The sequence below is a fragment of the Paenibacillus sp. 276b genome (assembly GCF_900107875.1).
Taxonomy (GTDB): Bacteria; Bacillota; Bacilli; order Paenibacillales; family Paenibacillaceae; genus Paenibacillus; species Paenibacillus marchantiae.
The window spans coordinates 471,258-494,257 of the sequence record NZ_FNRR01000001.1 but is presented as its reverse complement, the minus strand read 5'-3'; the positions used below and the strand labels follow the sequence as shown (position 1 = coordinate 494,257).

Below are 23,000 nucleotides of genomic sequence, written 5' to 3'. Positions count from 1 at the left end.
TTTCGTTAGCTATTAATAAACTTTATAGTCACTCTTGAGAAATGCATAAATGGCATTATCAACAAATCGATTCTTCCAATAATAATTTTCCTTCAATATTCCTTCTTCTCTGAAGCCGATTTTCTCAAGAACCTTTCTTGATCCCACATTTGCTGGTTCTACAAATGCTTCAATTCGGTTTAAGCCAAGCGTATTAAATCCATATTCAATTACCTTTTCAACTACCTCAGTCATAAAACCTTGATGCCAATATTCTGGTGTTAGTTCATATCCAATGACAGCTTTATAATGATTTTTCATCCATCCATGAAAGCCACATGTTCCGATGACTTTGTTTTCAGACTTCAAAGTGATTCCCCAACGAATAGCTTGACCTGATTCAAATCTTTCATTCCATCTTTGAATTAATTCTTCTGCTTGTTTAATGGTTGTAAAACTCTCCACATCATAAAACTTCGTAACTTCATCCAATGAAAAACATTGAAATATATCTCTGGAATCATTCTGTGTTAGTTCTCTTAATACAAACCTTTCTGTTTCTAACTTGGGAAACTGCGACATTTTAGTTCTCCTTAATAGTTAAGTAGTTTCACTCAGCGTCTCTAGAATCCAAATAAAAATAAATCCATAGAAACTAGGCACCAACATGTCCTTTAATCAGCAAATTATATGCACTAAGCACTAACCATATTATTACATATATGAAGTAAATCAAGCAAAAAAAAGCAGATGGTTTCTCATCTGCCCTGAAATATGGAGAAAGTCGTGCAACTGATTTAAAATCCCCCTCCATGCTCTTGATCTTAATTTTCCTCGACTGCCAATCTCCAGTCGTTACATCGTATGATATTCCCAATAGGATATTCAAAATCACACTCGCCAATATACGAAAAGCCCAGCTTGCGACAAATGGCATTTGAAGCGGGATTCTTGGTTTTAGGAAAAGCGTGAATGAATTTATGTTTCTTCTTTTCAGAACGGATAGAAGCTATGGCCTTCGCTGTTGCTTCTGTCGCTATTCCTCTACCTTGATATTCCGATAAAACACTCCAGCCTATCTCGTAAATAGATTCTTCTTTCCAGGTCTGATCCCAATACCCTACACTACCCACGACTTCAAGATGCGGAAGCAAGAGGATCTTAAACATTTTCCCTGTTCCATTTTGTGCGATTTCATAATAGCGCTTATGACGAGCTAGGATTTTCTCCTCAGTCTCTGGTCCTCCGAAGTGTACTGTCATCTCAGGCGAATTTAATTGGCGAAGCAAATCTAAATCTCCTTCGTCCCATAGTTCAATTCTTACCTCTGGCGCATTTCTTTGTTCCATCTCACTCACCTCACTGTTTTTATTTGTAACCAAATTTAGAGGAAGAGATTTACTATTCTTAGTTCAATTATATCAGAACATATATTCTTATCCAGTAAAAATTTATCATTATCATTTAAGCCAAGTTCACGGTTTATATATCTTCTATGTACTTACAGACCAAATCCCCAAATGTTTTGATATCCTTAAGATAGTCATACCCTAACGGATTTTGTCCAGTCTGATTATACATTCTTACTGCAACAGTTTTACACTTAGGAATGACAAGACAGGCACATCCAGTGGCGCCCAGAGACTGGAAAGAACCGTGTGGAAGTTTATCACCTAATTCTGTAAAAGACCGCGGTTCATCTTGCACAAACCAAAAAAAACCGTTTCTCGGCAATTGTTGTTCCAGATCAGGAGGACTAATTATAGTGGTTGTCTGCTCAAATATTTCTTTAGGAAGTATCTGATTCCCGTTTATAGCTCCCTTATTCAAATGCATATAACCCCAATATGCTAGTTCCTTTGTGCTCATAAATAAGTTGGCCAGGTTACCTTGATCATCCTTATATTGCTCATTAAGCCATACTAATTTTTCATTATTTCCCTTTCTCCATCCTGTTTGGCTAAAGCCCATAGGTGAGAATAAACGCTCTGCGAGTAATTGTGATAAAGGGATTTTTATAATTTCCGAATAATCTCAATTAGCAGATTAACACCAATATTATTGTACTTCCAGTCAGTTCCCTGAAGAAACAATCTATTATGCAGATCACTTAAACCATGAGTATGGGTTAACAAATGTCGTATTGTTATATGCCTTAGTGCTTCCCTATCTAACTCATTCAAGTAGTCCACCACAAGATCATCTATACTTCTGACCTTACCTTCAAGTAAAGCAAGACTAATAGCAAATCCTAAAAATGTTTTTCGAACTGAAGCAACATTAAATTGTGATTCCTCATCAACTAATCGACTAGGTTTAGAATTGTCATGTACTCCTGAGTACCATTCATTCACGATACGATCATTATGAATAATATATGTCGCAGCAGCGGTAGCAGATATTTTATTCTTTACCTGTAAGACATAATCATTCAGTTCAATGAATGCTTTATTATTTGATATTTTTAGGTTAAGCAATGAAAGGTGCACCTTCTTCACTGTGTTATTGTTGTTGTTTTTTCTTCATGAAATTTTCAAGTTCTTCCCTCGTCTTTGGGTGTAATATTATACTTTCAGATGTCATCATTCTTTCTGGTAAATTAGTTTCTTTAACTTTACGCCCCCATTTTCTTGAGAAAGCCCGCCAGTCACATACCATTTCTATCAAATATTTCTTTGGCATTGGTAAGGCTTCTCTAGTATTTTTATTTACTATCCAATACTCCCAGTGGTGTTTATTATGATTTTGATGGTGCAGCCACGCATTCTTCCATCTCAGCTCGGTATCCTCGTCCTTCTGATTTGAATAGAATTTACGTGCATAAGGAAAAAATTCGTGAGGAGAGAATTTAGACATGTCATGGATTATCCCCTGAAGATATAATCCTTCTTTCCAACATTCGATAAGAACGTTTAATTTATGATCCAAAACATAAAGATAATACCGCAAATATACTAGGAGTATAGTGACCATCTCCTTCGGTTTTAAAGTTTTTTACTCAATTTAGAAACAATTGGTATATATCCCCTTCAAAATGAAATTGATAGCTGTTGTCTATACGTATATATCCGTAAATACAATGTTCTCTATTCCTGTAAACAACGCTGGAGAAGTTTTTATTGTCTTTGTTACCTTCTGCAACCAATAATCGGTTTCCCTCACATGCCAAAACAATTCCAATATGATCATGAGAATTATCGGATAGAAGCTTTTCAAAAATGACAATATCGCCACGCTTTGGTTTAAAACCCTGGTATCCATCTTGATATAAAAAATTTGTTTCAGGTAGCTGAGCCCAATCTAACCAGGCGCCAACCCCAGCTAATCGATAACTGTGATTCGGGTATCGAATAGGGAGTATGATGCCAGCCTGCATACAGCAATAATATACGAATGCGGCACACCAATTTGATTCCAGTACTTTATAGATATCCGAGTCAGGCCAGTACTTGCATATTTCCCGATAGCCTTCATCCTCTGGAATTCCCATAACCCTTTGAACTGCAAGCGCTTCCGCAATTTCAGCCAACTTAAGACGTCTATCTTCAGTTCCTTTGATTATCGTTCCTCTGTTAATCTTGTGCTTTGCCTCTACGTGTTCTATTTGAATCCCTAATTCAACAAGACCTTTTTGTAATCTATTTATCTCAATATCAGAAAAAAACTCCTCCGGATTCTGAACGTACATCTGTATAAGTATGGCATCTTTAATAATTTCTTCATATGGTCCATGGACCTGATGTTTATCGTTTTGATAAAAGATAGATCGAAGAATGACAGATAGCTCTTCGTCGGTAAAGATTTGGGTGCTACGCAAAATCGGTCTTACCGAATCTGCACTGTTAGGACCAGGGAAGTATTTTATGCCGGTTTTATAGAAATAAAAATCATGGAGCAACCCTGCGATCGCAGCAATTTCCGAATTTTGTTCTCTTCGTATGGCAAGTAAAGAAGCCAAGCTAGAAACCCCGAAGAGATTAAACAATGCTTCTTCATTCTTTGAGGTTTTCTCTATAGTATGTAGCGTTTCAAGAACAAGAGTACGAACAAGTTCAACCCGTTTAAGCTTTTTATGTGAAATCAAACTTTCGCCTCCTGTCACTATATTAGATTTAGATAGCACCATCTTAGGTCCGCTCGCATGTCGTCAGAGTCAACTTCCCTGATTGTTCATTGAACGACAAGGGCATAAGCCCAATCGTAAAAATTTAATCTCAGATGATGTCATATGCTTTCTATAAAAAATACTATTCCGTTATCCATTCATTAGCTTTCAATCCATAGATTATTCTATCTAGAAACCTTCCATTGATATACTCGTAATCTCTTAGTTCACCTTCACGTTTAAACCCTAATTTCTCAGGAATTGCACGGCTCTTTAAATTGTTTGTAGCTGCTCCTATCTCAATTTTATTTAATTTCAGTTCGTCAAAAGCATGATTTATTAGTACTTTAATAGATTTAGTAATTAATCCCTTACCCTCATATTCTTTACTTAGCCAATATCCGATTTCAGTTTTTTTGTTCTCTTGATCTAGATATAAGTAACCAATAGAACCCACAAGTTTATCCTCACTCCATATTCCTAACCAGTAACCTTCTTCCTTGGCATATCTTATCCGTGTTCTTTCTATGAAGGTTTTTGAATCATCTGCTTCTACAGTAATACTAGGAAACTTCAACCACTCACCTATATGATCCCTATTACTGTTAATCAAATTATATAATTGTTCTGCATCTTTAATTTCCAATAGCGATAAATAAGAAGAATCATCCATTTCGTATTTAAACATTGTCGCATTCTCCCTTATTCCTAAGTAAGTACCCATCTTCTTTGAATAAATATTTTAATTCCCTTGATTCTTATAATGCATTACAATTTGCTTTGTCCGTTTAAAACCTGACAATTCGTAAAAACCACCCAAATCCTCTGTACAAAACAAACTAATAACGTCAATATCTTTTAACTCATCTAAAAGTCTTTTGACCATTAGTTCTCCTATTCCTTTATTTCTGTACATACTTAATACAACAACATCTTCTACATAAGCCCGATATATTCCGTCTGAAATAGACCTACAGAAGCCAACTAATATATCATCTTTCCAAGCTCCTACTGCAACACCACTAACAAGTAGCTGTAATATTCCATTCTCATCTCGGTTAGGCCACCAACCAGCATCTTGATAAAGACCCATTAGTTCAGATTGTAGAATCGGTTTCTCTGTATGTAATTTTAACGTTACCATGAGTAACCCCCATAGACTCAAAGTTTTCTTGCTTTGATAACGAAGGTTACAGGAAACATCTTCGCTCTTTTTACGAGATCATTATTTTCATCATGCAATTGGATTATTTCCTGTTCGGTTTCTTCAATCATTTGTTCAATAACAAACCCTGCTTTCGCTAACGCATTTATATAGGTTGATAGTTTACGATCAGACAAAGTTAGCTCGCCTTGAACAAAATCAGGAGCGACCGAATACCAAGATTCATCAAAATAAGACTTTTTAAAAACCAATCTATTATTCTCTTCAACAACACATTTGTGAATTGGATGAGACCAACTAAAAATAAATATGCCATCTTTTTTTAAATATGAAGCGATCCGACAAAAGGTACCTTCTAGGTCTGTTGTCCAGCCTATGGCGTAAATCGAATAAACAAAATCAAAATAATCCACAGGGATGTTAGATTCTTCTTCCATAGGAGAACAAATTAATTTTGCTGAAAGACCACACGTTGTCAGATGTTGCTTAGCCTTTTCAATTTGATTTTCTGATATATCCATCCCCCATAGTTCAGCAGCCTTACGCTCTCCCTGATATTGCAAAGATTGACCATCTCCACAGCCGATCTCTAACATCTTTTTTCCTGAGACATCGCCAAAAAGTTGGCATTTTTCCTCTGTTACAAATGCTCCATAAAAAGGAAGCACGATTGCTCTTCAAAAGTCATTTCCTTTCGTATCCCAATAGGAGCTGTTTGTTTCATAAACACTATGTTTATTCACCATGATAACCCCCTCAATATAATTTTGTTCGCAGCTCCATTCGTTTACTTAATGCCTCTTCGTAATTGATCTTGCAGCCCCCTGAACTTTTCCGATTAGTTCTGTTATTTCAATTGGGAGGTCCTGAATATTCATGCATTCATCCTTTCTCACAATTCTTCCACTTTTAAATAGCGTTTCCTACATTTACGAACCCGAGAGGCTTGAGTAAATTTCAAATGTTATGCCAATAGAAAGTATAATGAGAATGCTGTTGAAAGCCTAATGATTTATAAAAAGAACTATCCGAAATAACATATGCTTTTTCAGCACCTAAGGACCGACCTCTTTTCAAGGCTTCTAATACCACTGCTTTTCCAAGCCCCTTCTGCCGATACTCCGGAATTGTACATACAGGTTCAACATAAACATAATCCGTTTTTTGACTGTACCATAAGCCACAATAAGCAACGTATGCCCCATCTTCATTTTCAGCAACAATATGTAGGAATGAATTCATATTTCTTGCTGACAACATTCTTTTTTTCTTATCAATGGTGATTTCATCATCAGGCACAGGACCTTCATGATTAAAGCCTTTCCATAATAATTTCCGATACTTAAACAAATCATTATTAACATCCATATTCTTTAAAATTACGCCTTCAGGATTTACATAATCAAGGCTAACATTCTGTAGTGTAAGTTCAAGTATGTTTTCAGTCAGATCATTCTCCACAAACTTCTTACTGCGTAATAAATCTAGAGTGTGAGTATCTTTGTCATTCACCGCAATCCCAAGGCCATTTTCATTACTGAAAGTAGTAGTGGTATATTCTAATATATCTTTTTCCAATTCTTCAAACCCTGGTTTAGTAGCAAAAAATGCTTCATCAAAATAGTGGTCATAGGTTGCTATCCCTAAAAACAATCTCCATTTCAATCCCCCATAAAATATAAATTTTCCAGTGAAGAATAAAACACTAATGCGCCTTATACACGTTACATAAACTATATTTCTTGCTCTCCAAGTTCGGTGGTAAAGATCAATTCGTAACTGAAGGGGGCTACTCCGTTTACTTCTTGTAAATTTCTTTACCGTTATTGTCGAATATTACTAAGTTTTCTACTTCATTAATTTGAGTATTAGGAATCAGATAACCCTTCTTTTCCGTAATCCCTCTTGAATAGGACTTACCATCAGTATAAGTAATAAAAATACAAGCAGCTCCAGAACTTAACATCTTGTTATTAATTATGACTGCTATATATGGATTTCCGTTTCCTACAGTCACAGGATCTGAATAATTTATTCCCCACGATAGTTTTTGGTCATATACCTTCCCATGTTGATCTGTATAAAGGGTAATTAATGAATTTTCGAGTAAAATGATTGCTGAGTCCTTAATCCATATACTATCTTGTAAATCTAAACGATGACTATTTACATAATCAGTGATTTGTTCATTGGTTGGGGCGTTATATATTAGCTCGTTCTTGTTACACCCCATTAATAAGGTTGAAATGAATAATATAAACACTATACATTTTTTCATTTTTCGCTCCTTGTATATATATCCGGCATTTCACATAAAGCTCCTGTATTAACGTTGTTCGACGAAGTCGAATGTTTCACTGAGCCAACTTCCCTCAAATTCATTCCGCAGACCAAGGTTCCGTAAGGGAGCCGCTGCGTAAACATATTGTTATCTGATTACGGCTCATATCTTTGACTAAAGACAGGACGTCAGGAGGTGCATGATTTATATAATTCACTATGACCAAACTATCATGTCCCGTTATTTAAACAGGCTACCTTATATCGGTAGCCTGACCCGTATTACATATAAAATTAACAAAGGATGCTCATATCATAATTCAAAATGCTCACAAACTAATCTGAATTGTTCTTCTATACCCAAGTCAGGTGTTCTTTCAAGTGTTTTGATATTGTTATTAACGCAGGCATTTCTAATTTCATTGGAGAATTTCACCATTGTTTTGTTGCCATGTTTAATCGTTTCCGCTGGATCTGATGTAAGGTTAATAACATCCAAAATCATCTTATGGTCTTCTCTAAAGTAATATAGCTTTTCTATTTCATCATCAGATGTATAAAGACACATCATTTTTTCTTTAGGAATAAAGGGTAAAATGTGTTCAGGCATTATTCCTAAATCGATAATGATTGGTTTATCCGTTGGCATCTTTAATAAATCAATAACGAAAAATTCCATCATTTCTACAACAATTTCACAAAGCCATGGAAAAGACACATCAGTAGGCCTATTAAACCACTCTTCCCAGTTTAAACCTGGATGGGGATATTGAAGAGCAGGATATTCAGTCGGATTAGTGAATGGTCTATACTTCAAGACATTATCGCTCAATGTTTGAAATCCTAACTCTGCAACAAATTTCTTTGTCATCGTTGTCTTTCCCGCGCAACAACCACCATTTAACCAATACACATGCTTTAATTGTTCTTTTAAATAATTGTTATTTATTCTCATTTTATTCCTCCTCAATTTTTAATATTGAGGGTGATTACGGATTCTTATCGGTTTTTTATACACACAACAAAACCACATAATATAATCCTCCTTTTCTTATTTATACCTAAATAGTATTCGGCGAATTATAGTTCACTCCTTCATTTACCATTAATCTCCGTTAGAGCCACATGACATTGCGGATTGACTTGCTCTCATATCTTTAGACCGTGCAGCTACCATGCGACTTCATAGAATTATTTACAAATTGTACTTTACTTTTATATACTTCATATTCAATATTCCCATATCGACTGATGTCTCTAAGTAACCAATGATCTGCTCAAAAGTAAAAACATTAAGGGCTTCTATCAAAATTTCTTTGTCATAATCCAAATCGTCAAATATATATGGCACAAACTTTTTGACATCTGTAGATTTAACTTCCTCTAAATCCGGTATTGTTGGAATGTGATTAAGCCTGTTTCTTAATTCCTCTTTATATCCATAATGTTCAAGCAACTTCCCATTCAATAATCTAAAGTCGTTATGATACTGATTATATAGTTCCTCATTAGCTTCCATTCTGTTCCTTAACCAAGGTAAATTAAAACCTTTTAACCATATATCATCCGCAATTAAATGTGTGAAATAACCCAAAACATAAAGGTCTTCTACCTGTGATCGATACTTATGTAAGAATCCTTTATAGTCTACGTTCCTTGAATAATCCTGAATTTCACCAGCAAAAAAATGTGATGAATCTTTTGTTATAACTGCGTCCGGTGCAATATTTCCAAGTAAAAAAGGCGTTTTATCTACAATAGATAAGGAATCTGCAATTCTATTCGCCACAATCAGATGCATTATTCTTGAACCCATACTTCTTCCTCCCCTTAATGAAAGTTTGAAGTCTGTTTACCTGATTCTGATTCCTTAAACTGATATTTCAAATCATTATTTCTTGAATAGTGATGTGATAATCATTTCTGCACATTCTTCCGGCGTATTCAAACTCGTATCGACTGAAAAGCTATAGCGAATGTGTTGCGACATTATTTTATTTTGCTCATCGGATTGATCCTCTCTTCTGTCACCACGTTCTATATTTCGCTTACGACAAAGATCTAACGGGCAGTACACCTCAACGATATCCAAAGGATATCCATCAAATATATCTTGGACTTTATCATAATGTGGCTTTAATTCCGGTCTTTCAACAAGTACCCCATCGATTAAAACATTCTTTCCATGATCGGAAAATAATTTTGCTGTATGATACATTAGAATGATGGCTTCACTTAAATACTTCCAGTAGTCTGTTTGCAAATGTTTATCACCAATCGTATTTTCAAAAAGATCATTGGCCACAACATAAAAAAAGGGTTCATCGTAATTTTGCATCGCTTCTACGATTGAAGTTTTACCAGAACTGGTTACCCCATTCAGAAATATAATTTTCCCTTTATCCATTTTCTCATCTTCCTTTGCACGAGTTATATTTAAAGTGTCTATGATTCTTATGATCTCCACTAAAAATGTACTTCCGAACCCCGCCTTCACTGATTCAACCAGTATTTCCAGTAAAAATTAATTACTCTGGTCAGCAATCGATTTACCATATCGAACGAGTATATGCCACATGTATTTTAATTCCTGAAGCACTTCTTCGTAATTACCTCTGTCAGACCAAAGATCAGGATTGCGTTTCAAATCGTTGACAGCATTCCCGATCACACTTGCGTCGATGTGACCATTCCTTGCAATTCGCTTCGCTAATGATGGCATGGTTGGACCCCTAAAATCAGAGGGCACTTCCTCTACACGCATCGCAAATCCCATATGCCAAAATAGTTCAATGGAATATTTGATGCAGATTTGCTCTAAATAATTCCCTATTTCCGTTCCTTTGAACGATGGGTCAGCCACTAAAATTTCCACATCATCTTCAAGATATATATCTCCATGAATTTGAGTTTCGATAAAATGGTTAAGATTCCGATGTGGGGCCAGTTTTGACGGATCCTCTAACGGACGTTCCAGATTGTACAATAGCTGATCTATCAATTTTTTAGGAGTAAGATCTTTTTCTCCAATAGCATAATCCCGAAAGAAAGCATCCGTAAAAAGCGCAGATAAAATATCGTCTAATTCCTCATATGTCCCCTTTTCCTTTGGAGCATCTTGAGAGCCACCGTAAGTGAACGTACAGCGATATGAAGCATTCGGTTTTAAAAGAAAATAACAAGAGCCGAATCGTGGAGACGGTCCATCCGGATGTAACAACAAATGAAGAGCACCATACTTTGGCCGTTCAAAGTTGGTTGCACCTTCTAACTGATATGCTCCACCAAATAGTTTTTCCTCCCAAAGATCTCTTGCACCACCTACGTATGCAGATACGCTCCCATTGGATATGAATGTCTCGAACTGACTTTTATAGATTCCCTGCTCTAATAAAGATTGAGCAACACTTTTCATATCTAAAACCGGACGATCCGGATGAAAATGCAAAGCCACCCTTGCATGGGATTTAATCTTATGAACTGCTTCTTCATAGGTATTCCAAGGAATATTCGAAAAATGAAAAATTTCTTTGAGTGATGCTTGAGCTTCTCTTTTTTGGGATCTTGCGTCATTACTTATATATTCAATCGCTGCGTTCTGAGATCTTGTAAGTTGTCTGTTGTTCGACACAAGAAACACCATCCTTTTCTAAAATTGAGACCTCAACCTACTTTTAAAAACAAGGCTATTAGGAGCATCATCATTCCCTGCAGTAACGCATAATTTCATAGCCTTTATGTAAGCGTTCGCAGTTTTTTTAAGTCGCAATGTTTAAGTGGCTTTAGGCAATTAGTGACAGGTGGCTTTGCCAATTAGCAGGTTGAAAGTGTCCGGTGAATCTGCTCTTCCGGACCACGAACCCTGCTGCCCATTAGATGATGTCACTCATTTCTTCGAGTTACATTCAGAGTAATTTTATTCTTGTTTCCATTTATGTAATTCGAGTAGTTTTCCGGTTTCATAAAAATACCGTATTACTTCAAGCATGGGAATTAATTCTATACAAATGTTATCACAATAATTGCCTAACTGACCACCAGCAACCAGGGGAATTTCACTGTTACCCTGTTTATCGTTCATAAGAGTATATATAGAATCATCAATTGTAATAGACACAATGAAATATTCAGGTCCGCCCCCAACTAATGCTGAATCGGTGTCTGATACCTCAAAAAATACTAATGTAAATTTATCTCCATCGAGTTTTCTTAAAATACTTAAAGTGTCCGTCCATGTAGGATTCACAACGATTTCTTCCTTAAATGTGGCCCCATTCCATGCATCAATACTAATAGATTTTATCATTTTTTCTTTTCATCCTTCTTAGATGTTTTTGGATGTTTTCATATAACGTTCCTGTATTCACGACGCCGAGAAGTTTAAGAACCAAAAAATCCGGCTGCGCTTGCTCAGTTTGCCTCTCAGTATTGTCTTCCTGCTCACACTTCACCGAATTGCTTCCAGCAAGACCAAGGCAGCGTGAATACTCTGACATGTAATGTCACAGTATTCTTTATATACCTTAGGAAATCTAATCATTCCACATTCTTGTTACTTCTTCTAATTCTAAGTCCTCGAATTGCATTTTATAAATATCTGGTTTCTTTAATTGATTCAAAAACTCCAAACCAAAAGCTGAATCAAAATGATTCATCATCAAAGTCATCACAAGACCATGAGTCCCGATTGCTATTTTCTTCCCTCTGTTCTCTTTTAGTAAGGGTTTTAGAACTGAGATTGCTCTTTTCTGACAATCAGCATTGGACTCTCCACCCGGCAAGGTATAATCAAAATCATTAAAACTCTCTCTGATACTAGACATTAACTCTGCATTTTCAATATCATAAGATGCAAAATGTCGTTCTCTAAGATCTTCAAATGCTTTAATATCTAACTTTAAGTGCTTGGCCAATCCTTCAACACTCAGAATTGCTCGAGTATAAGGACTTGATATAATCATGTCTATTCCTTCACCTATAAATAACTTCGTTACTTTTTCAATATCGATCTTTCCTTTTGGCGTAAGCCCTCTTGTTCTTTCATTTCCTTCGTTGTATGGTGATTCTCCATGCCTAACCATATAGATAATTGTCTTCATACAAGCCTCCTTTAGATGCTTTCATTAAATGTCACACTATGATTTCACATAAAGTTGATATATTCGCGACGTCCATTCCCTTGTGTTTTACTACCCAGCGTATGCTCCGACTCCTTTCGGAACCAGGGCGAATACCCGCAGCGTGAATATAATGTTATACGCAGTAACTGACCTCTTTGAATTAACTTTCAAAAGATTGTTCAAATATGGTTATATTCCTGTTCCCTTCTTCTGACAGCTCAATCTTCACTAAACTCATTCTTTCTATGATCCCATCCATAGGTTCAAATTCCTTTACTACATCATGAATTCCCTTAGCTATCGCTTCTCTACTTAATTGTGTTCCCAGGGTACAATGTGGATTCCTTTGATTTGGACTATAATATATACTCGCTTGATTATTATATTTGTCTAACTTATTATAATAATCCTTGTGTAAACGTTGAAGTTCATCCGTCATGGTTGGGGCTAAAAATATCGTTCCCGAGGTTGGAAAGGTAGCTACGATATCAAATCGTAAACGAAGAGGAGAAACATTATCAAAATAGATTTCAAGTTGTTCTTTAAATCCTTTCAAATCGGATATATCCGTATATACGGCAAGTGTTATATGGGGACTTAAGTTCTCAAATCTATTCATAAAATGACTGATCCCAACTTTGTCAAAGTGCATCCATACTTTTCTGACGTACTCATCGAATTCTTTGTTGAAGAGTAATTCTATAGCATACAAGCGAACCCCCACCTTTCTTTTTTATCCCTATTCATCATGAAATCGTATGACTAATCGTACGTTTTTGCCTGGTTCTCCTTAATGATTAGTTGAGACCACTAAACATTAAAATCATGAAAGATATTCATATGTGTTTTCTTTATTTCAGGTACTGAGTTACATTCGAATCACTTTAAAATTCCATGTGGTAGACAGGCATGTACCCCTTTAACCCCATTTACAATTTGCGTTATACGTAGATCAACAACTGAACTCCCTAAAGCAATAGCTTCAACACGATTTAAACCATACAACTCACCCATCAAGGTAAGCATTCCATCTAAAGCTTGAACGGTTGCTTCATTAAGATCTTCATGAAACCCAAAAGTAATCCACCCTGCGGGAGTATTAGCACGGGGGTTTAACAAATCTATGCCTTCAATCAAATTTACAGTTATATCAACAACTTCCATCGGACATTCAATAGCTTGGCAACTGATTTCTCCATCCCCTTGCAAAGCATGACCATCACCTATAGCAAGGTAACCCCCATCGACAGAAATAGGAAGATACAATTTGCTGCCTCTCACAAGCTCTTTACAATCAATATTCCCACCACAATATCGAGGTGGCCAAGTAGAGTGAATTCCTATGTCATCTGGAGGCATTCCAATAACGCCCATGAAAGGTCGTAATGCAACTGAGAAGGAGTTGCCGTTGATTTCACATACTCCCACCATGGATTTATTATCGAGTTTCCAATCCAGGCTAATTTCCTTATATTCGGTCAAATGTAACTTCTGGTTTTGCCAATTAGGATATTGACCTGCAGCAGTAAACCCATATTGCCCAGGTATAATATCATTAAACTCAATCTCTAAAGTCATCCCTTTCTTAGCACCTTCAATATAAATAGGTCCCAACAAGGCGTGACCTCCATATATTTTTTCTTTTCTTGAAAATGGTTTCCTTCTTTCACCATTACTTCTCCCAGTACCCCAACCTGCGTCTAATGTTTCAAAACGTATGGAATCACCCGATGACACTGAAATGATTGGAGTTACTTCTTTAGTGAATGAACCAATTAGTGATTCTTGGGATAATTCAATTTTGTGTGCCACCATAATATCGCCTCCAATGCGGTATTATCTTTATGCCTATTTTGTATAACGCATTCACGACGTCACCGACTTAAGTCTCCGTCAGGAGCTGGCCGCAATGCAATTAGTCGGTTAAGATTTGTCCGACTGCTTTCATATCCGCGATAAGCATCTGCCGGACCAAAAGCCGAATGGCGCGAAGCTTTAATATTTAGTTATACGAAGCACTTCTCATCATTGAACTACATTCAGAATCTCAATTACTAAAATCGCTTCTTCTTTATATCCTTCAAGATCGTTTAGATTAATCCACTCAGGTTCATTATCCCTAGATTGATTGATAGAATCTAATTACCACATCTTCTCCTTCGATTGTAGAACTTAGAATCAAGATACAATTATCCCATTCAATAAAATTGGGATTTAATAAATCCGAATTTATGAATTTATTTGATTGAGATAACTCATCCAATAAATTCTTCATTGCCTTATTTGTTTTTATGTTATTCCCGCTTTCGAAGTGTTTCGTATATGGTTCGGGTATTCACGACGTCCTATCGACTTTAGACAGCAAAGCTGCCGGGTACACATCAGCGCACTTAATCGATTGGATGTGTCCGGCTGATTCCACTTCCTTGCTACTGAAAATCTAGCCCCGAATATTCCTCTAACTTCTGCCGGACCGAGGGGCAAATGCCCCGAAGCTTGAATATGGTGTTATCAGATGGTTTAGCCTTCTTTGATATTAAATTATATATTTGCGTATTTTCCGATAACGTTTCTGTATTCATGAACCCTGCGAACCTTAAGGCAGCTTCAGCTGCCTTAAGGTTCGCAGGGTTATCCGCCTGATTCTGCTTCTCTGTCAAAACATTCTGACGGATCAAGGTTCGGCTACAGCCGAGCCGCAGCATGAATATAATGTTAGCTGATGTTCCTGCCTTCTTAGAAATACTAATAATCACATTTCCTAAAGAAACCACTCATACATTCTATCTTTCATTTTTTTAGCTGTATCTCGATCTCTTCGATAAATCCATTCAAAAAGTGGCTTATCAATGAAATCTTTCAAATCATATTTGGATTTCTCAAGACAAGATAAAATTTCTTCAAACTCAAAATCAATATGGAAAACGTCCGATCTATCACTAGAATCTGGATCATCAGACCAGACGATGGCCATGTTACCCTTATAAGTTATTCCCGGTGAGGGATCATGTCCAAGCCAAGGACTCTCTCTATTAAGAATAGAATTATAAATCTCCCTAAATTGTTCTAGACCACAGCAACAATTTGGCATAATAAATTTTTCTTCACTTTCATAAAAAGCAACACCACCCAAAATAGCTACAGAGTCATTTGCAAATAGTTCATTGAAAGTGTCTTCCATTGATTGATCTATATTTATATTGCAATATCCAAATAAATGTATTAAAAAGAGTTCAACTTCAGAAGATGTGCACTTGCCCGAAAGCGTTAGTAACTCTGAACGATGCACATCATTGTCAAACCATTTTGGACAATCATAATATGGTTCTCTAATAACAGGTTTTGTATAAGACATCTCTGAATTTACACCTCTAAATAAATAATTGCTGGAATTCTAGCTAATGTTTCTGTATTCATGACGTCCATTCCCCTTAGATAGCTCTTATCTTAAGGGAATGGATGTATCTGCCCGATTCTTCTTCCTCGAAAACACTCCTGGAACAGATCAAGGGACGAATGGCCCGCAGGTGAATATTTTATTATATGGAGGATATGCCGTTTCGAACAACTAACAAAATTACTTATTGCCTTCGTTAAAATATGTTATTTCATATCCATCTATTAATCTTCTTAATCCCTCTTTATAATAAGGCATTAATTGTTCAGCCTTCTCTATATCAATCCAAGCTATCTCAGAAATTTCATTAGGTCTAACTATTTCTTCATTCCCACCAATTACCTCACCTTTAAATGTTATAAATATTACATGTTCTTCTTTTTCCGGAAATTTACATTCATTTACTGCCACTATTCCATGAACTTTAATATCTAGTCCAGTTTCTTCTTTAGCTTCCCTTATTGCTGCTTGGTCTAATGATTCTTCTCTTTCAACAGCGCCGCCTGGAAGTGACCATCGGTCACTAGAATCATCTACATTCCTTACCATTAATATTTTGGAATTGGTTGGGTCAGTAATTAAGGAATAAGCTACATCGACTCTGATCATTATGTTTGACTTCCCTTCTGATTTAGATCTGAATATCTTTCACATAACGTTCTTGTATTCACGAAACGAGCCAGCCTTAGATAGCTCTTATCTTAGGCTGGCTCGTTTGTTGTCTGAGTGTTCTTCCATGAGTATACATCTAGCAGCCAAGGAGTGGTATCCCCGCAACATGAATATATTGTTATGCGCCGTTACTGTCTTCGAAGCATCACCTAGAAACCTTTGATCAAGATTCCAACTCTATTTTATACTTTGGTATAAAAACTCAACTTCTCTATCTAGCAAATATCGATATTCAAATAATTGCATTGTTCTTTCCCTAATTATCTCCCGTATAACCGTGCCTAGGCTTACCGATCCTTTTGATCCAAGGTAACCATTATTAATAAATGTCTTCTCTACAAATTTTGTTTCCCTTAAGTGATACTGTAACCATTCTTTCTGCGATTCGATTAGTGCTTCTCTTGGTTCTCTATCCAACTTAGAAAGAAGCTTTTTATATATTTGATTCAACTCTTTATCCCAAATTTCTGTATATTTGCTTTCCAACGCTCCCCATTCCATTGTTGTAATAATCTCTTTGGAATTTTGAAATTCATTAAATTCTACTTCATAATCATGATCTATAGGATTTCGAAGCATTTCATCATAAAATTCTCCTTTCAAATCGTAGTTCCCAATTCTCATGGATAACACTTCATTGTTAGAAGGCTCTGATCGACCTTCAGTTATTTCTTTCGATTCTGTTCCATTACCTTTACTCTCTACATCAGGAGGCAGTTCAAAATTCATTATTGATTTAGTTTCACTATTCAAAGTAGTCGATTGACTAATATTTTGACAAGATGAAAACATTATCGTAATAAAAAATAAGAGGAGTATCTTACCTTTCATAAATTATCTCCTTAAAGATTATCTTTAATATTTACCGGTAGTGGCGCATAACGTTGTTGTATTCAAGAACCCGAGAGGCTTAAGGTCCGCTAAGACCGGGTGGCTCCGCCACTTAGCCTCGCAGGATTGTCTGCTGAATCCACTTCTCCAAAATGCGCCTTGCAGACCAAAGACCCATCAGGGGCCGCAGCGTGAATACGGTGTTGTCTATGTAGCATTTCCCTTTTAATAATTGCATTAATAAATGGATTATAGCTATTTCAGTTATAAAGAACTGCATATCCGCATTGATATTTGAACAAGGTTTTCTCTTATTTCTGATCTGCTATTCCAACTTCGACTATCCCATTCGACACCACTTAAATCATCACCGCCATACAAGATAACACCTAATTTTACATTTCTAAATTGTGAGACAGCCATAAATGCTGCTGCTTCCATTTCTACAGTTATACACCCTTCTGCTTTCCGCAACTCAACCTTTTCTTTAGTCTCTCTATAAAATGAATCTGTCGTCCAAGTTTTGGCCTTAATATACCTTATATTATGTATATTAAAATCGTCCTCTATGAATTTTAATACCTCTAGATTACATTCAACTTCTCTTGATGGCTTAATGTAATGGTATGATACTCCTTCATCTCTCACTGCCGAAACTGGTACTATTACATGTCCAACAGCAATGTCTTTTTGTAATACACCTGCACCACCACATACTATAAATTTCAGAAAACCATAGGCTATCAGTTCTTCTAAGAATCCTGCTGAACCTGCAGATCCTAAATACCCCAAAGTAATATGTACTTTTTTTCCTTGATAATATGTTTCATATATTGGCAAATCTACAGTCTCGCAATGTAGAGATGCAACTTCTTTCAACTTTCCCTCCGTTTTCATTTTTTCAATTACATCTCGAAAAAATGTTATTACACAGTATTCAAATTCTTCTTTTGGCTTAATAAAATTAGTTGCTTCTATTATTGCAACTCGCGATTCATCAAATTCCAATATCGGGAATTCATTACTATCGATTTTTCTGCTTTCCATCTCGACTTACCTCCAAAGTAATTTAAATTTTTTTTATTATTTCTTTGCAGCTATTACATATAACATTCCTGTATTCACGACGTCCGACGGAGTCGGAAGTGTCCGCCTGCTCCTGCTTCCCTGAAATCCCTCAGCCGCACCGAGGGCGTATGCCCGATGTGTGAATATTATGTTAAGTGGAGTTACGAACCTCTTTGAATTGCTGTCTAGGTATTAATTGTCTTTGTATATGTTTTTACTGAATCCGGAAAAGCTCCTTTAGACTCTGCTTCTTTACTTTCATCACTTATCTGTCTCGCAATTATCTCCAATCCATCAAAACATGCATTTTCTTTGTACCAATCAATTAATTCAAATAAAGATACACTTTCTTGCACCTCCTTATCTTCATAATGCGATACAATTGTTATTGTAAATGCCGGGACTAGAGCATCCGCCTTCAAGTAATACATAAAATTTTTACCTGTGTAGTGCTTCATAAGGTATATCTCAATTTCTTTCTCAAGAAAAGAAAACACTTCAATCAATTGATCTGATGATATTCTATTATTCTTTATAAGTCTATTGAATCCATGGATGTACACGTAATTATAATTTGCTTCATTTCTGGTTAGATTAGGGTCACTAGAAAACAAAAAAGTTGGACAAGTTATTATTGAAGTAACCTCTCGATAAGCCTTCTGAGCATATTTATCTAAATATTCTAAAATCAAGTACTTTGCCTCTCTTCAGTAATTTCACTTAACATCTAATTTATGTACTTCATAAACACCACACATTCAAGTCAATTTCTGAACTACATACATAATAAACCATATTGTTCCATTTGCGAAGGTATACAACAAACAAAAGAGCGGCCATTACATCAGGCCGCTCTCCACCTACATATTCTATTACTATCTTAAATAAAACCCTTTACTTCGTACCACTGCTCCATACCACTCTCTCACTCATTGCCTTATGCTGTGCAATTAAGCAGAGTTCTGCCGCTTTAAACGCATGCTCCTGTGTCATCGCATTCTCTGTTCGATCCAGACAATCCCGGATCAGTTCACCGAAGAATGGATAACCAACCTTTCCTTTGACGCTATAATGGTATTCCCCTTCATGGTTAACCAGGTACACCTGATCACCCTCAGGCTCTCTGGCCACGTCGATATACTTACGCAGCTCAATGTATCCGTCCGTTCCCAAAATAACCGTTCGCCCATCGCCCCATGTACCCAGACCATCCGGTGTAAACCAGTCTACGCGGAAGTAACCGGAAGCCCCGTTGTTGCCGATAAGTGATGCTTCGCCAAAGTCCTCTAGTTCTGGGAATTGTGGATGATTGAAATTGTTCACCCGACTGAAGGCCACTTCTGCATCGGTACATGAAGCAAAGGTCAGAAACTGCTCGATCTGATGACTTCCAATATCACAGAGGATGCCGCCATACTTTTCATGCTGGAAGAACCATTCAGGCCGACCACCCGCATTCAATCGATGCGGTCCTGTCCCCATAACCTGTACAACCTTGCCGATCGCTCCCTGTTCGATCAGTTGTCCGGCATAGATCGCACTTTCCACGTGCAGACGCTCACTGTAATAGACCATATACTTCTTCCCAGTGCGTTTAACCTCTTCACGCGCAAGGGCCAGTTGATCCAGTGTAGTAAAAGGAGCTTTGTCCGTAAAATAATCTTTGCCTGCGGCCATGACTCTCATGCCGAGTGGCGCACGCTCCGATGTAATGGCTGCTCCGGCTACGAGCTGCACTTCATCATCAGCAAGTACCTCCGCTTCAGATGCCGCGATCTGTGCCTGCGGGAACTGTTTCCGAAAAGCCTCGACTTTAGCTGGGTCAGGATCATATACCCATTTGAGCGTTGCCCCAGCCTCCACCAGCCCGCCAACCATACCGTAGATATGTCCATGGTCCAACGCTACAGCAGCAATGGTAAACTCACCTGGACCGCATACGATCTCTTTTTTCAGACTCTTTGGTGCATAAAACATGCCGTCTTTAGCCATACCTTCTCCACCTTTCCAATTCAATTGGATTTTCCGTTTATCGGTTCAGTTATCCTGTACACGCCTTAAGTTCAGCTTGGTGTATAAGTTCCACTTACTTAAATGTCTTTGACAGATCAGCAGGTTGACTGCCACTCTCTGCCTTGTCTTTCTTTGTATTTGAACTGGCAATCCGCTGCTGCAAATGCTCATAGAACAAATTCTCATCGATCGGCAGATCTACCCAGTTATCTGTCCAGGTTGACAACAGCATGGCATTGGACAATGTTAAACCATGGATACCCTCTTCTCCCGGAGCAATGAGCGGTGTCCCGTTCAAGATGGCATCGATCCAGTTACGAATCAGGCCAGGATGTCCGGTTTCCACACCGGTAATCGGCACCTCGCATTTCCAGCATTCCGGCTGTCCAAATCCTCCGGTAAATCTCTGATTGAATTCAGGCTCGGGTTCACGAAGACGCCAAAAGGTCAACTGACCATCTTCAATGACAATTTTCCCACGATCCCCATTGACCTCGAATCGGTTGGTGCCTGGTGCTTCACCCGTTGTGGTCACGAATACACCTGTTGCTCCATTTTCATACTCGACATATGCCGTTACATCATCTTCTACTTCAATGTTCCGGTATTTGCCGAATGAACAGAAGGCACGCATACGCACCGGCATCATGCCGATGGTCCATTGCCATAGGTCCAGTTGATGAGGGTCCTGGTTGATCAGGACACCGCCCCCTTCACCAGCCCACGTCGCCCGCCAGCCGCCTGAATCATAATAACTCTGGGAGCGATACCAGTTCGTAATAATCCAGTTGGTGCGACGTATCTCACCCAGTTCTCCCGAGGCAATTAGATCTTTTAGTTTGATATATAAAGGGTTGGTTCGCTGGTTATACATCATGGAAAACACTTTGCCGCTGGCAGCCGCGGCTTCATTCATCTTGCGTACCTGTTTGGTGTATACTCCGGCAGGTTTCTCAATCATGACATGCAAACCATTCTGAAAAGCCTGAATGGCCTTTTCGGGATGGTCATAATGCGGGGTTGCTATAATTACCGCATCAATCGTCCCTGATGACATCATCTGCTCCGCATCCTGCCAATAGGTGACTGAAGCCGGAAGATTGCTGGATACCCAGCTCTCCATTTCTTGTCTCACATCACACACAGCCACCAGCTCTGCACCAGGTACCTCTCCTGCTACCAACGTTCTGGCATGGGCTGCACCCATATTCCCAATTCCAATAACGGCTACTCGAACCAAACTCATACCTGTACCTCCTCTTCCGCACGACGTTCAATTTCGGCAAAAACATCTGCAAAATGCTGTAACATCGCCTTCGATTGCAAGACCCCGCTAAAATCCTCAATCCCGTAATATCCATCATACCCAACGGATTTAAGGTCACGGAATACTTGCAACCAGTTCACCACGCCTTCAGTCAAGGGGGCCCACTGACAATGCCAGTTTGATGTTAGCAAGATTTCTGTATTTTGTTCATTCACACTGGAATTCGAATTCTTGTTTGATTCATCCTTGAACCAAGCCGCATTCTTCACATGCACATGTGCCAGATAAGGTCCCAGTAATTCCAGTCCCATACGATGGTTCTCATATCCTTCATGCACCATGTTGCCTGGATCGTACAACACCCCTACATGCTGTGAATCCAGCGATTGCACGAGCCGATAAGCTAGTGATGCAGTGGGGGCAATCGTTTGATGATGGGTTTCTACTACAGCTTTTACCTTATACTGTTGGGCCATCTCTTGAACCTCGTTCAGATAATGCACAGCTTGTTTGTATAATTCAGGATAGCTGGTTTTGCGATCATAACCGGGAACCCCAACACGCATTATGGATGCTCCTAAGGCTTGTGCAGTTTGAAATGCTTGCTCCGTGGCAAGCAGATCTCCACAGCTCAGATATGGCACCAATGCAATCGACTGTCTGCCATGCTTTTTTGCCGCTTCACGAAATTCCGGTACCTGTTCCTCCCATTGATCCGGATCTATCGAGCAACGATTATGTCTCCAATAAGAAGGTTCTTCGGACAAAGCATCCGCCGGTATTCCACGATATCTCCATTCGATCCCTTCAATGCCTGCTGCGGCTGCAGCAGAAGCCAATTCTTCTGCGGTCAAGTCCGGTGTGGCAACAGTGAATACAGACAATTTCATCAACATTCATCTCCTTATGTAAACGTATTCAATTTATTGTTGTAAACGCATTGTATCATTCATACGAAGGCCACCATAGGGGGCAACGAGAAGAGATGAATGACAGATAAACAGCGGACCATATTCCCCATTCAGAGATAACTTGCAAGTTCCCTTTTGAATGCATACATAACAAAAAGCACCCCGAATAACAGAAGATCCTTCTGATTCGAG

26 protein-coding genes and 1 pseudogene are annotated in these 23,000 nt (G+C 37.9%); all 27 read right to left on the bottom strand.

Annotated features, from left to right (window positions below; translation table 11 throughout):
- Window positions 1-12: 12 nt before the first annotated feature.
- Entirely contained in the window at window positions 13-561 is a 549-nt protein-coding gene (locus tag BLV50_RS02235; protein WP_090805538.1) for a GNAT family N-acetyltransferase, read from the bottom strand.
- A gap of 242 nt (window positions 562-803) precedes the next feature.
- The gene (locus BLV50_RS02230) at window positions 804-1,328 is read right to left on the bottom strand and encodes a GNAT family N-acetyltransferase (RefSeq protein ID WP_090805535.1); all 525 of its coding nucleotides are present in this window, start codon (window positions 1,326-1,328) and stop codon (window positions 804-806) included.
- Window positions 1,329-1,461: 133 nt separating this feature from the next.
- Window positions 1,462-1,950, bottom strand: a complete 489-nt coding sequence (locus BLV50_RS33260) for a serine hydrolase (RefSeq protein WP_256337829.1) — start codon at window positions 1,948-1,950, stop codon at window positions 1,462-1,464.
- A gap of 44 nt (window positions 1,951-1,994) precedes the next feature.
- Entirely contained in the window at window positions 1,995-2,456 is a 462-nt protein-coding gene (locus BLV50_RS33255) for a serine hydrolase domain-containing protein (RefSeq protein ID WP_256337828.1), read from the bottom strand.
- 25 nt (window positions 2,457-2,481) lie between these two features.
- Window positions 2,482-2,952 (bottom strand): DUF5662 family protein, encoded by a 471-nt coding sequence (locus tag BLV50_RS02220; RefSeq protein WP_090805532.1) that lies wholly within the window; start codon window positions 2,950-2,952, stop codon window positions 2,482-2,484.
- Window positions 2,953-2,977: 25 nt separating this feature from the next.
- Window positions 2,978-4,063, bottom strand: a complete 1,086-nt coding sequence (locus BLV50_RS02215) for a CHAP domain-containing protein (RefSeq protein ID WP_256337827.1) — start codon at window positions 4,061-4,063, stop codon at window positions 2,978-2,980.
- Between the two features lie 163 nt (window positions 4,064-4,226).
- Complete coding sequence (locus BLV50_RS02210) at window positions 4,227-4,772, bottom strand: GNAT family N-acetyltransferase (RefSeq protein WP_177031095.1); 546 nt, start codon at window positions 4,770-4,772, stop codon at window positions 4,227-4,229.
- 54 nt (window positions 4,773-4,826) lie between these two features.
- The gene (locus BLV50_RS02205) at window positions 4,827-5,228 is read right to left on the bottom strand and encodes a GNAT family N-acetyltransferase (protein WP_090805523.1); all 402 of its coding nucleotides are present in this window, start codon (window positions 5,226-5,228) and stop codon (window positions 4,827-4,829) included.
- Window positions 5,229-5,245: 17 nt separating this feature from the next.
- Window positions 5,246-5,995: pseudogene (locus tag BLV50_RS02200) on the bottom strand (class I SAM-dependent methyltransferase).
- A 211-nt stretch (window positions 5,996-6,206) separates the two neighbouring features.
- Complete coding sequence (locus BLV50_RS02195; RefSeq protein WP_256337826.1) at window positions 6,207-6,914, bottom strand: GNAT family N-acetyltransferase; 708 nt, start codon at window positions 6,912-6,914, stop codon at window positions 6,207-6,209.
- A gap of 133 nt (window positions 6,915-7,047) precedes the next feature.
- Complete coding sequence (locus BLV50_RS02190) at window positions 7,048-7,527, bottom strand: hypothetical protein (protein ID WP_090805518.1); 480 nt, start codon at window positions 7,525-7,527, stop codon at window positions 7,048-7,050.
- A gap of 315 nt (window positions 7,528-7,842) precedes the next feature.
- Window positions 7,843-8,484: a DEAD/DEAH box helicase family protein gene (locus BLV50_RS02185; RefSeq protein WP_064638983.1), complete on the bottom strand. Its 642-nt coding sequence runs from the start codon at window positions 8,482-8,484 to the stop codon at window positions 7,843-7,845.
- Between the two features lie 240 nt (window positions 8,485-8,724).
- Complete coding sequence (locus BLV50_RS02180; RefSeq protein ID WP_072732463.1) at window positions 8,725-9,345, bottom strand: zinc dependent phospholipase C family protein; 621 nt, start codon at window positions 9,343-9,345, stop codon at window positions 8,725-8,727.
- Between the two features lie 75 nt (window positions 9,346-9,420).
- On the bottom strand, window positions 9,421-9,936 hold the full coding sequence (locus BLV50_RS02175; protein WP_072732462.1) for a phosphotransferase-like protein: 516 nt from the start codon (window positions 9,934-9,936) through the stop codon (window positions 9,421-9,423).
- 117 nt (window positions 9,937-10,053) lie between these two features.
- Entirely contained in the window at window positions 10,054-11,160 is a 1,107-nt protein-coding gene (locus tag BLV50_RS02170) for a DUF3626 domain-containing protein (protein ID WP_240321295.1), read from the bottom strand.
- 285 nt (window positions 11,161-11,445) lie between these two features.
- A complete protein-coding gene (locus BLV50_RS02165; RefSeq protein ID WP_090805515.1) occupies window positions 11,446-11,835 on the bottom strand; it encodes a hypothetical protein in 390 nt (129 codons plus the stop codon).
- A gap of 226 nt (window positions 11,836-12,061) precedes the next feature.
- Window positions 12,062-12,628 carry a histidine phosphatase family protein gene (locus BLV50_RS02160; protein WP_090805512.1) on the bottom strand — a complete coding sequence of 189 codons (567 nt, stop codon included), beginning with the start codon at window positions 12,626-12,628 and terminating at the stop codon, window positions 12,062-12,064.
- Between the two features lie 181 nt (window positions 12,629-12,809).
- Window positions 12,810-13,361: a 2'-5' RNA ligase family protein gene (locus tag BLV50_RS02155; protein WP_090805509.1), complete on the bottom strand. Its 552-nt coding sequence runs from the start codon at window positions 13,359-13,361 to the stop codon at window positions 12,810-12,812.
- A 167-nt stretch (window positions 13,362-13,528) separates the two neighbouring features.
- On the bottom strand, window positions 13,529-14,464 hold the full coding sequence (locus BLV50_RS02150) for an acetamidase/formamidase family protein (RefSeq protein ID WP_090805506.1): 936 nt from the start codon (window positions 14,462-14,464) through the stop codon (window positions 13,529-13,531).
- A gap of 946 nt (window positions 14,465-15,410) precedes the next feature.
- A complete protein-coding gene (locus BLV50_RS02140; protein ID WP_090805501.1) occupies window positions 15,411-16,004 on the bottom strand; it encodes a hypothetical protein in 594 nt (197 codons plus the stop codon).
- Window positions 16,005-16,226: 222 nt separating this feature from the next.
- Window positions 16,227-16,655, bottom strand: coding sequence for an NUDIX hydrolase (locus BLV50_RS02135; RefSeq protein ID WP_090805498.1), 429 nt, complete (start codon window positions 16,653-16,655; stop codon window positions 16,227-16,229).
- Between the two features lie 240 nt (window positions 16,656-16,895).
- Window positions 16,896-17,549, bottom strand: a complete 654-nt coding sequence (locus BLV50_RS02130; RefSeq protein ID WP_090805495.1) for a lysozyme inhibitor LprI family protein — start codon at window positions 17,547-17,549, stop codon at window positions 16,896-16,898.
- Window positions 17,550-17,813: 264 nt separating this feature from the next.
- Window positions 17,814-18,596, bottom strand: coding sequence for a nucleoside phosphorylase (locus BLV50_RS02125; RefSeq protein WP_090805492.1), 783 nt, complete (start codon window positions 18,594-18,596; stop codon window positions 17,814-17,816).
- Between the two features lie 206 nt (window positions 18,597-18,802).
- Window positions 18,803-19,309 carry a hypothetical protein gene (locus tag BLV50_RS02120; RefSeq protein ID WP_090805490.1) on the bottom strand — a complete coding sequence of 169 codons (507 nt, stop codon included), beginning with the start codon at window positions 19,307-19,309 and terminating at the stop codon, window positions 18,803-18,805.
- A gap of 202 nt (window positions 19,310-19,511) precedes the next feature.
- Complete coding sequence (locus BLV50_RS02115) at window positions 19,512-20,609, bottom strand: Gfo/Idh/MocA family protein (RefSeq protein ID WP_079694634.1); 1,098 nt, start codon at window positions 20,607-20,609, stop codon at window positions 19,512-19,514.
- A 94-nt stretch (window positions 20,610-20,703) separates the two neighbouring features.
- A complete protein-coding gene (locus BLV50_RS02110) occupies window positions 20,704-21,876 on the bottom strand; it encodes a Gfo/Idh/MocA family protein (protein ID WP_090805488.1) in 1,173 nt (390 codons plus the stop codon).
- Entirely contained in the window at window positions 21,873-22,787 is a 915-nt protein-coding gene (locus tag BLV50_RS02105; protein ID WP_090805486.1) for a sugar phosphate isomerase/epimerase family protein, read from the bottom strand. The genes BLV50_RS02110 and BLV50_RS02105 overlap by 4 nt, the downstream gene beginning before the upstream one ends.
- Window positions 22,788-23,000 lie beyond the last annotated feature (213 nt).

Coding starts and splice junctions, on each gene's coding strand:
- BLV50_RS02150 (WP_090805506.1), bottom strand. CDS start 14,464: ATGGTGGCACACAAAATTGAATTATCCCAAGAATCACTAATTGGTTCA.
- BLV50_RS02125 (WP_090805492.1), bottom strand. CDS start 18,596: ATGGAAAGCAGAAAAATCGATAGTAATGAATTCCCGATATTGGAATTT.
- BLV50_RS02160 (WP_090805512.1), bottom strand. CDS start 12,628: ATGAAGACAATTATCTATATGGTTAGGCATGGAGAATCACCATACAAC.
- BLV50_RS02135 (WP_090805498.1), bottom strand. CDS start 16,655: ATGATCAGAGTCGATGTAGCTTATTCCTTAATTACTGACCCAACCAAT.
- BLV50_RS02180 (WP_072732463.1), bottom strand. CDS start 9,345: ATGGGTTCAAGAATAATGCATCTGATTGTGGCGAATAGAATTGCAGAT.
- BLV50_RS02140 (WP_090805501.1), bottom strand. CDS start 16,004: ATGTCTTATACAAAACCTGTTATTAGAGAACCATATTATGATTGTCCA.
- BLV50_RS02235 (WP_090805538.1), bottom strand. CDS start 561: ATGTCGCAGTTTCCCAAGTTAGAAACAGAAAGGTTTGTATTAAGAGAA.
- BLV50_RS02210 (WP_177031095.1), bottom strand. CDS start 4,772: ATGTTTAAATACGAAATGGATGATTCTTCTTATTTATCGCTATTGGAA.
- BLV50_RS02190 (WP_090805518.1), bottom strand. CDS start 7,527: ATGAAAAAATGTATAGTGTTTATATTATTCATTTCAACCTTATTAATG.
- BLV50_RS02175 (WP_072732462.1), bottom strand. CDS start 9,936: ATGGATAAAGGGAAAATTATATTTCTGAATGGGGTAACCAGTTCTGGT.
- BLV50_RS02130 (WP_090805495.1), bottom strand. CDS start 17,549: ATGAAAGGTAAGATACTCCTCTTATTTTTTATTACGATAATGTTTTCA.
- BLV50_RS02165 (WP_090805515.1), bottom strand. CDS start 11,835: ATGATAAAATCTATTAGTATTGATGCATGGAATGGGGCCACATTTAAG.
- BLV50_RS02205 (WP_090805523.1), bottom strand. CDS start 5,228: ATGGTAACGTTAAAATTACATACAGAGAAACCGATTCTACAATCTGAA.
- BLV50_RS02110 (WP_090805488.1), bottom strand. CDS start 21,876: ATGAGTTTGGTTCGAGTAGCCGTTATTGGAATTGGGAATATGGGTGCA.
- BLV50_RS02185 (WP_064638983.1), bottom strand. CDS start 8,484: ATGAGAATAAATAACAATTATTTAAAAGAACAATTAAAGCATGTGTAT.
- BLV50_RS02115 (WP_079694634.1), bottom strand. CDS start 20,609: ATGGCTAAAGACGGCATGTTTTATGCACCAAAGAGTCTGAAAAAAGAG.
- BLV50_RS02220 (WP_090805532.1), bottom strand. CDS start 2,952: ATGGTCACTATACTCCTAGTATATTTGCGGTATTATCTTTATGTTTTG.
- BLV50_RS33260 (WP_256337829.1), bottom strand. CDS start 1,950: ATGGGCTTTAGCCAAACAGGATGGAGAAAGGGAAATAATGAAAAATTA.
- BLV50_RS02230 (WP_090805535.1), bottom strand. CDS start 1,328: ATGGAACAAAGAAATGCGCCAGAGGTAAGAATTGAACTATGGGACGAA.
- BLV50_RS02105 (WP_090805486.1), bottom strand. CDS start 22,787: ATGAAATTGTCTGTATTCACTGTTGCCACACCGGACTTGACCGCAGAA.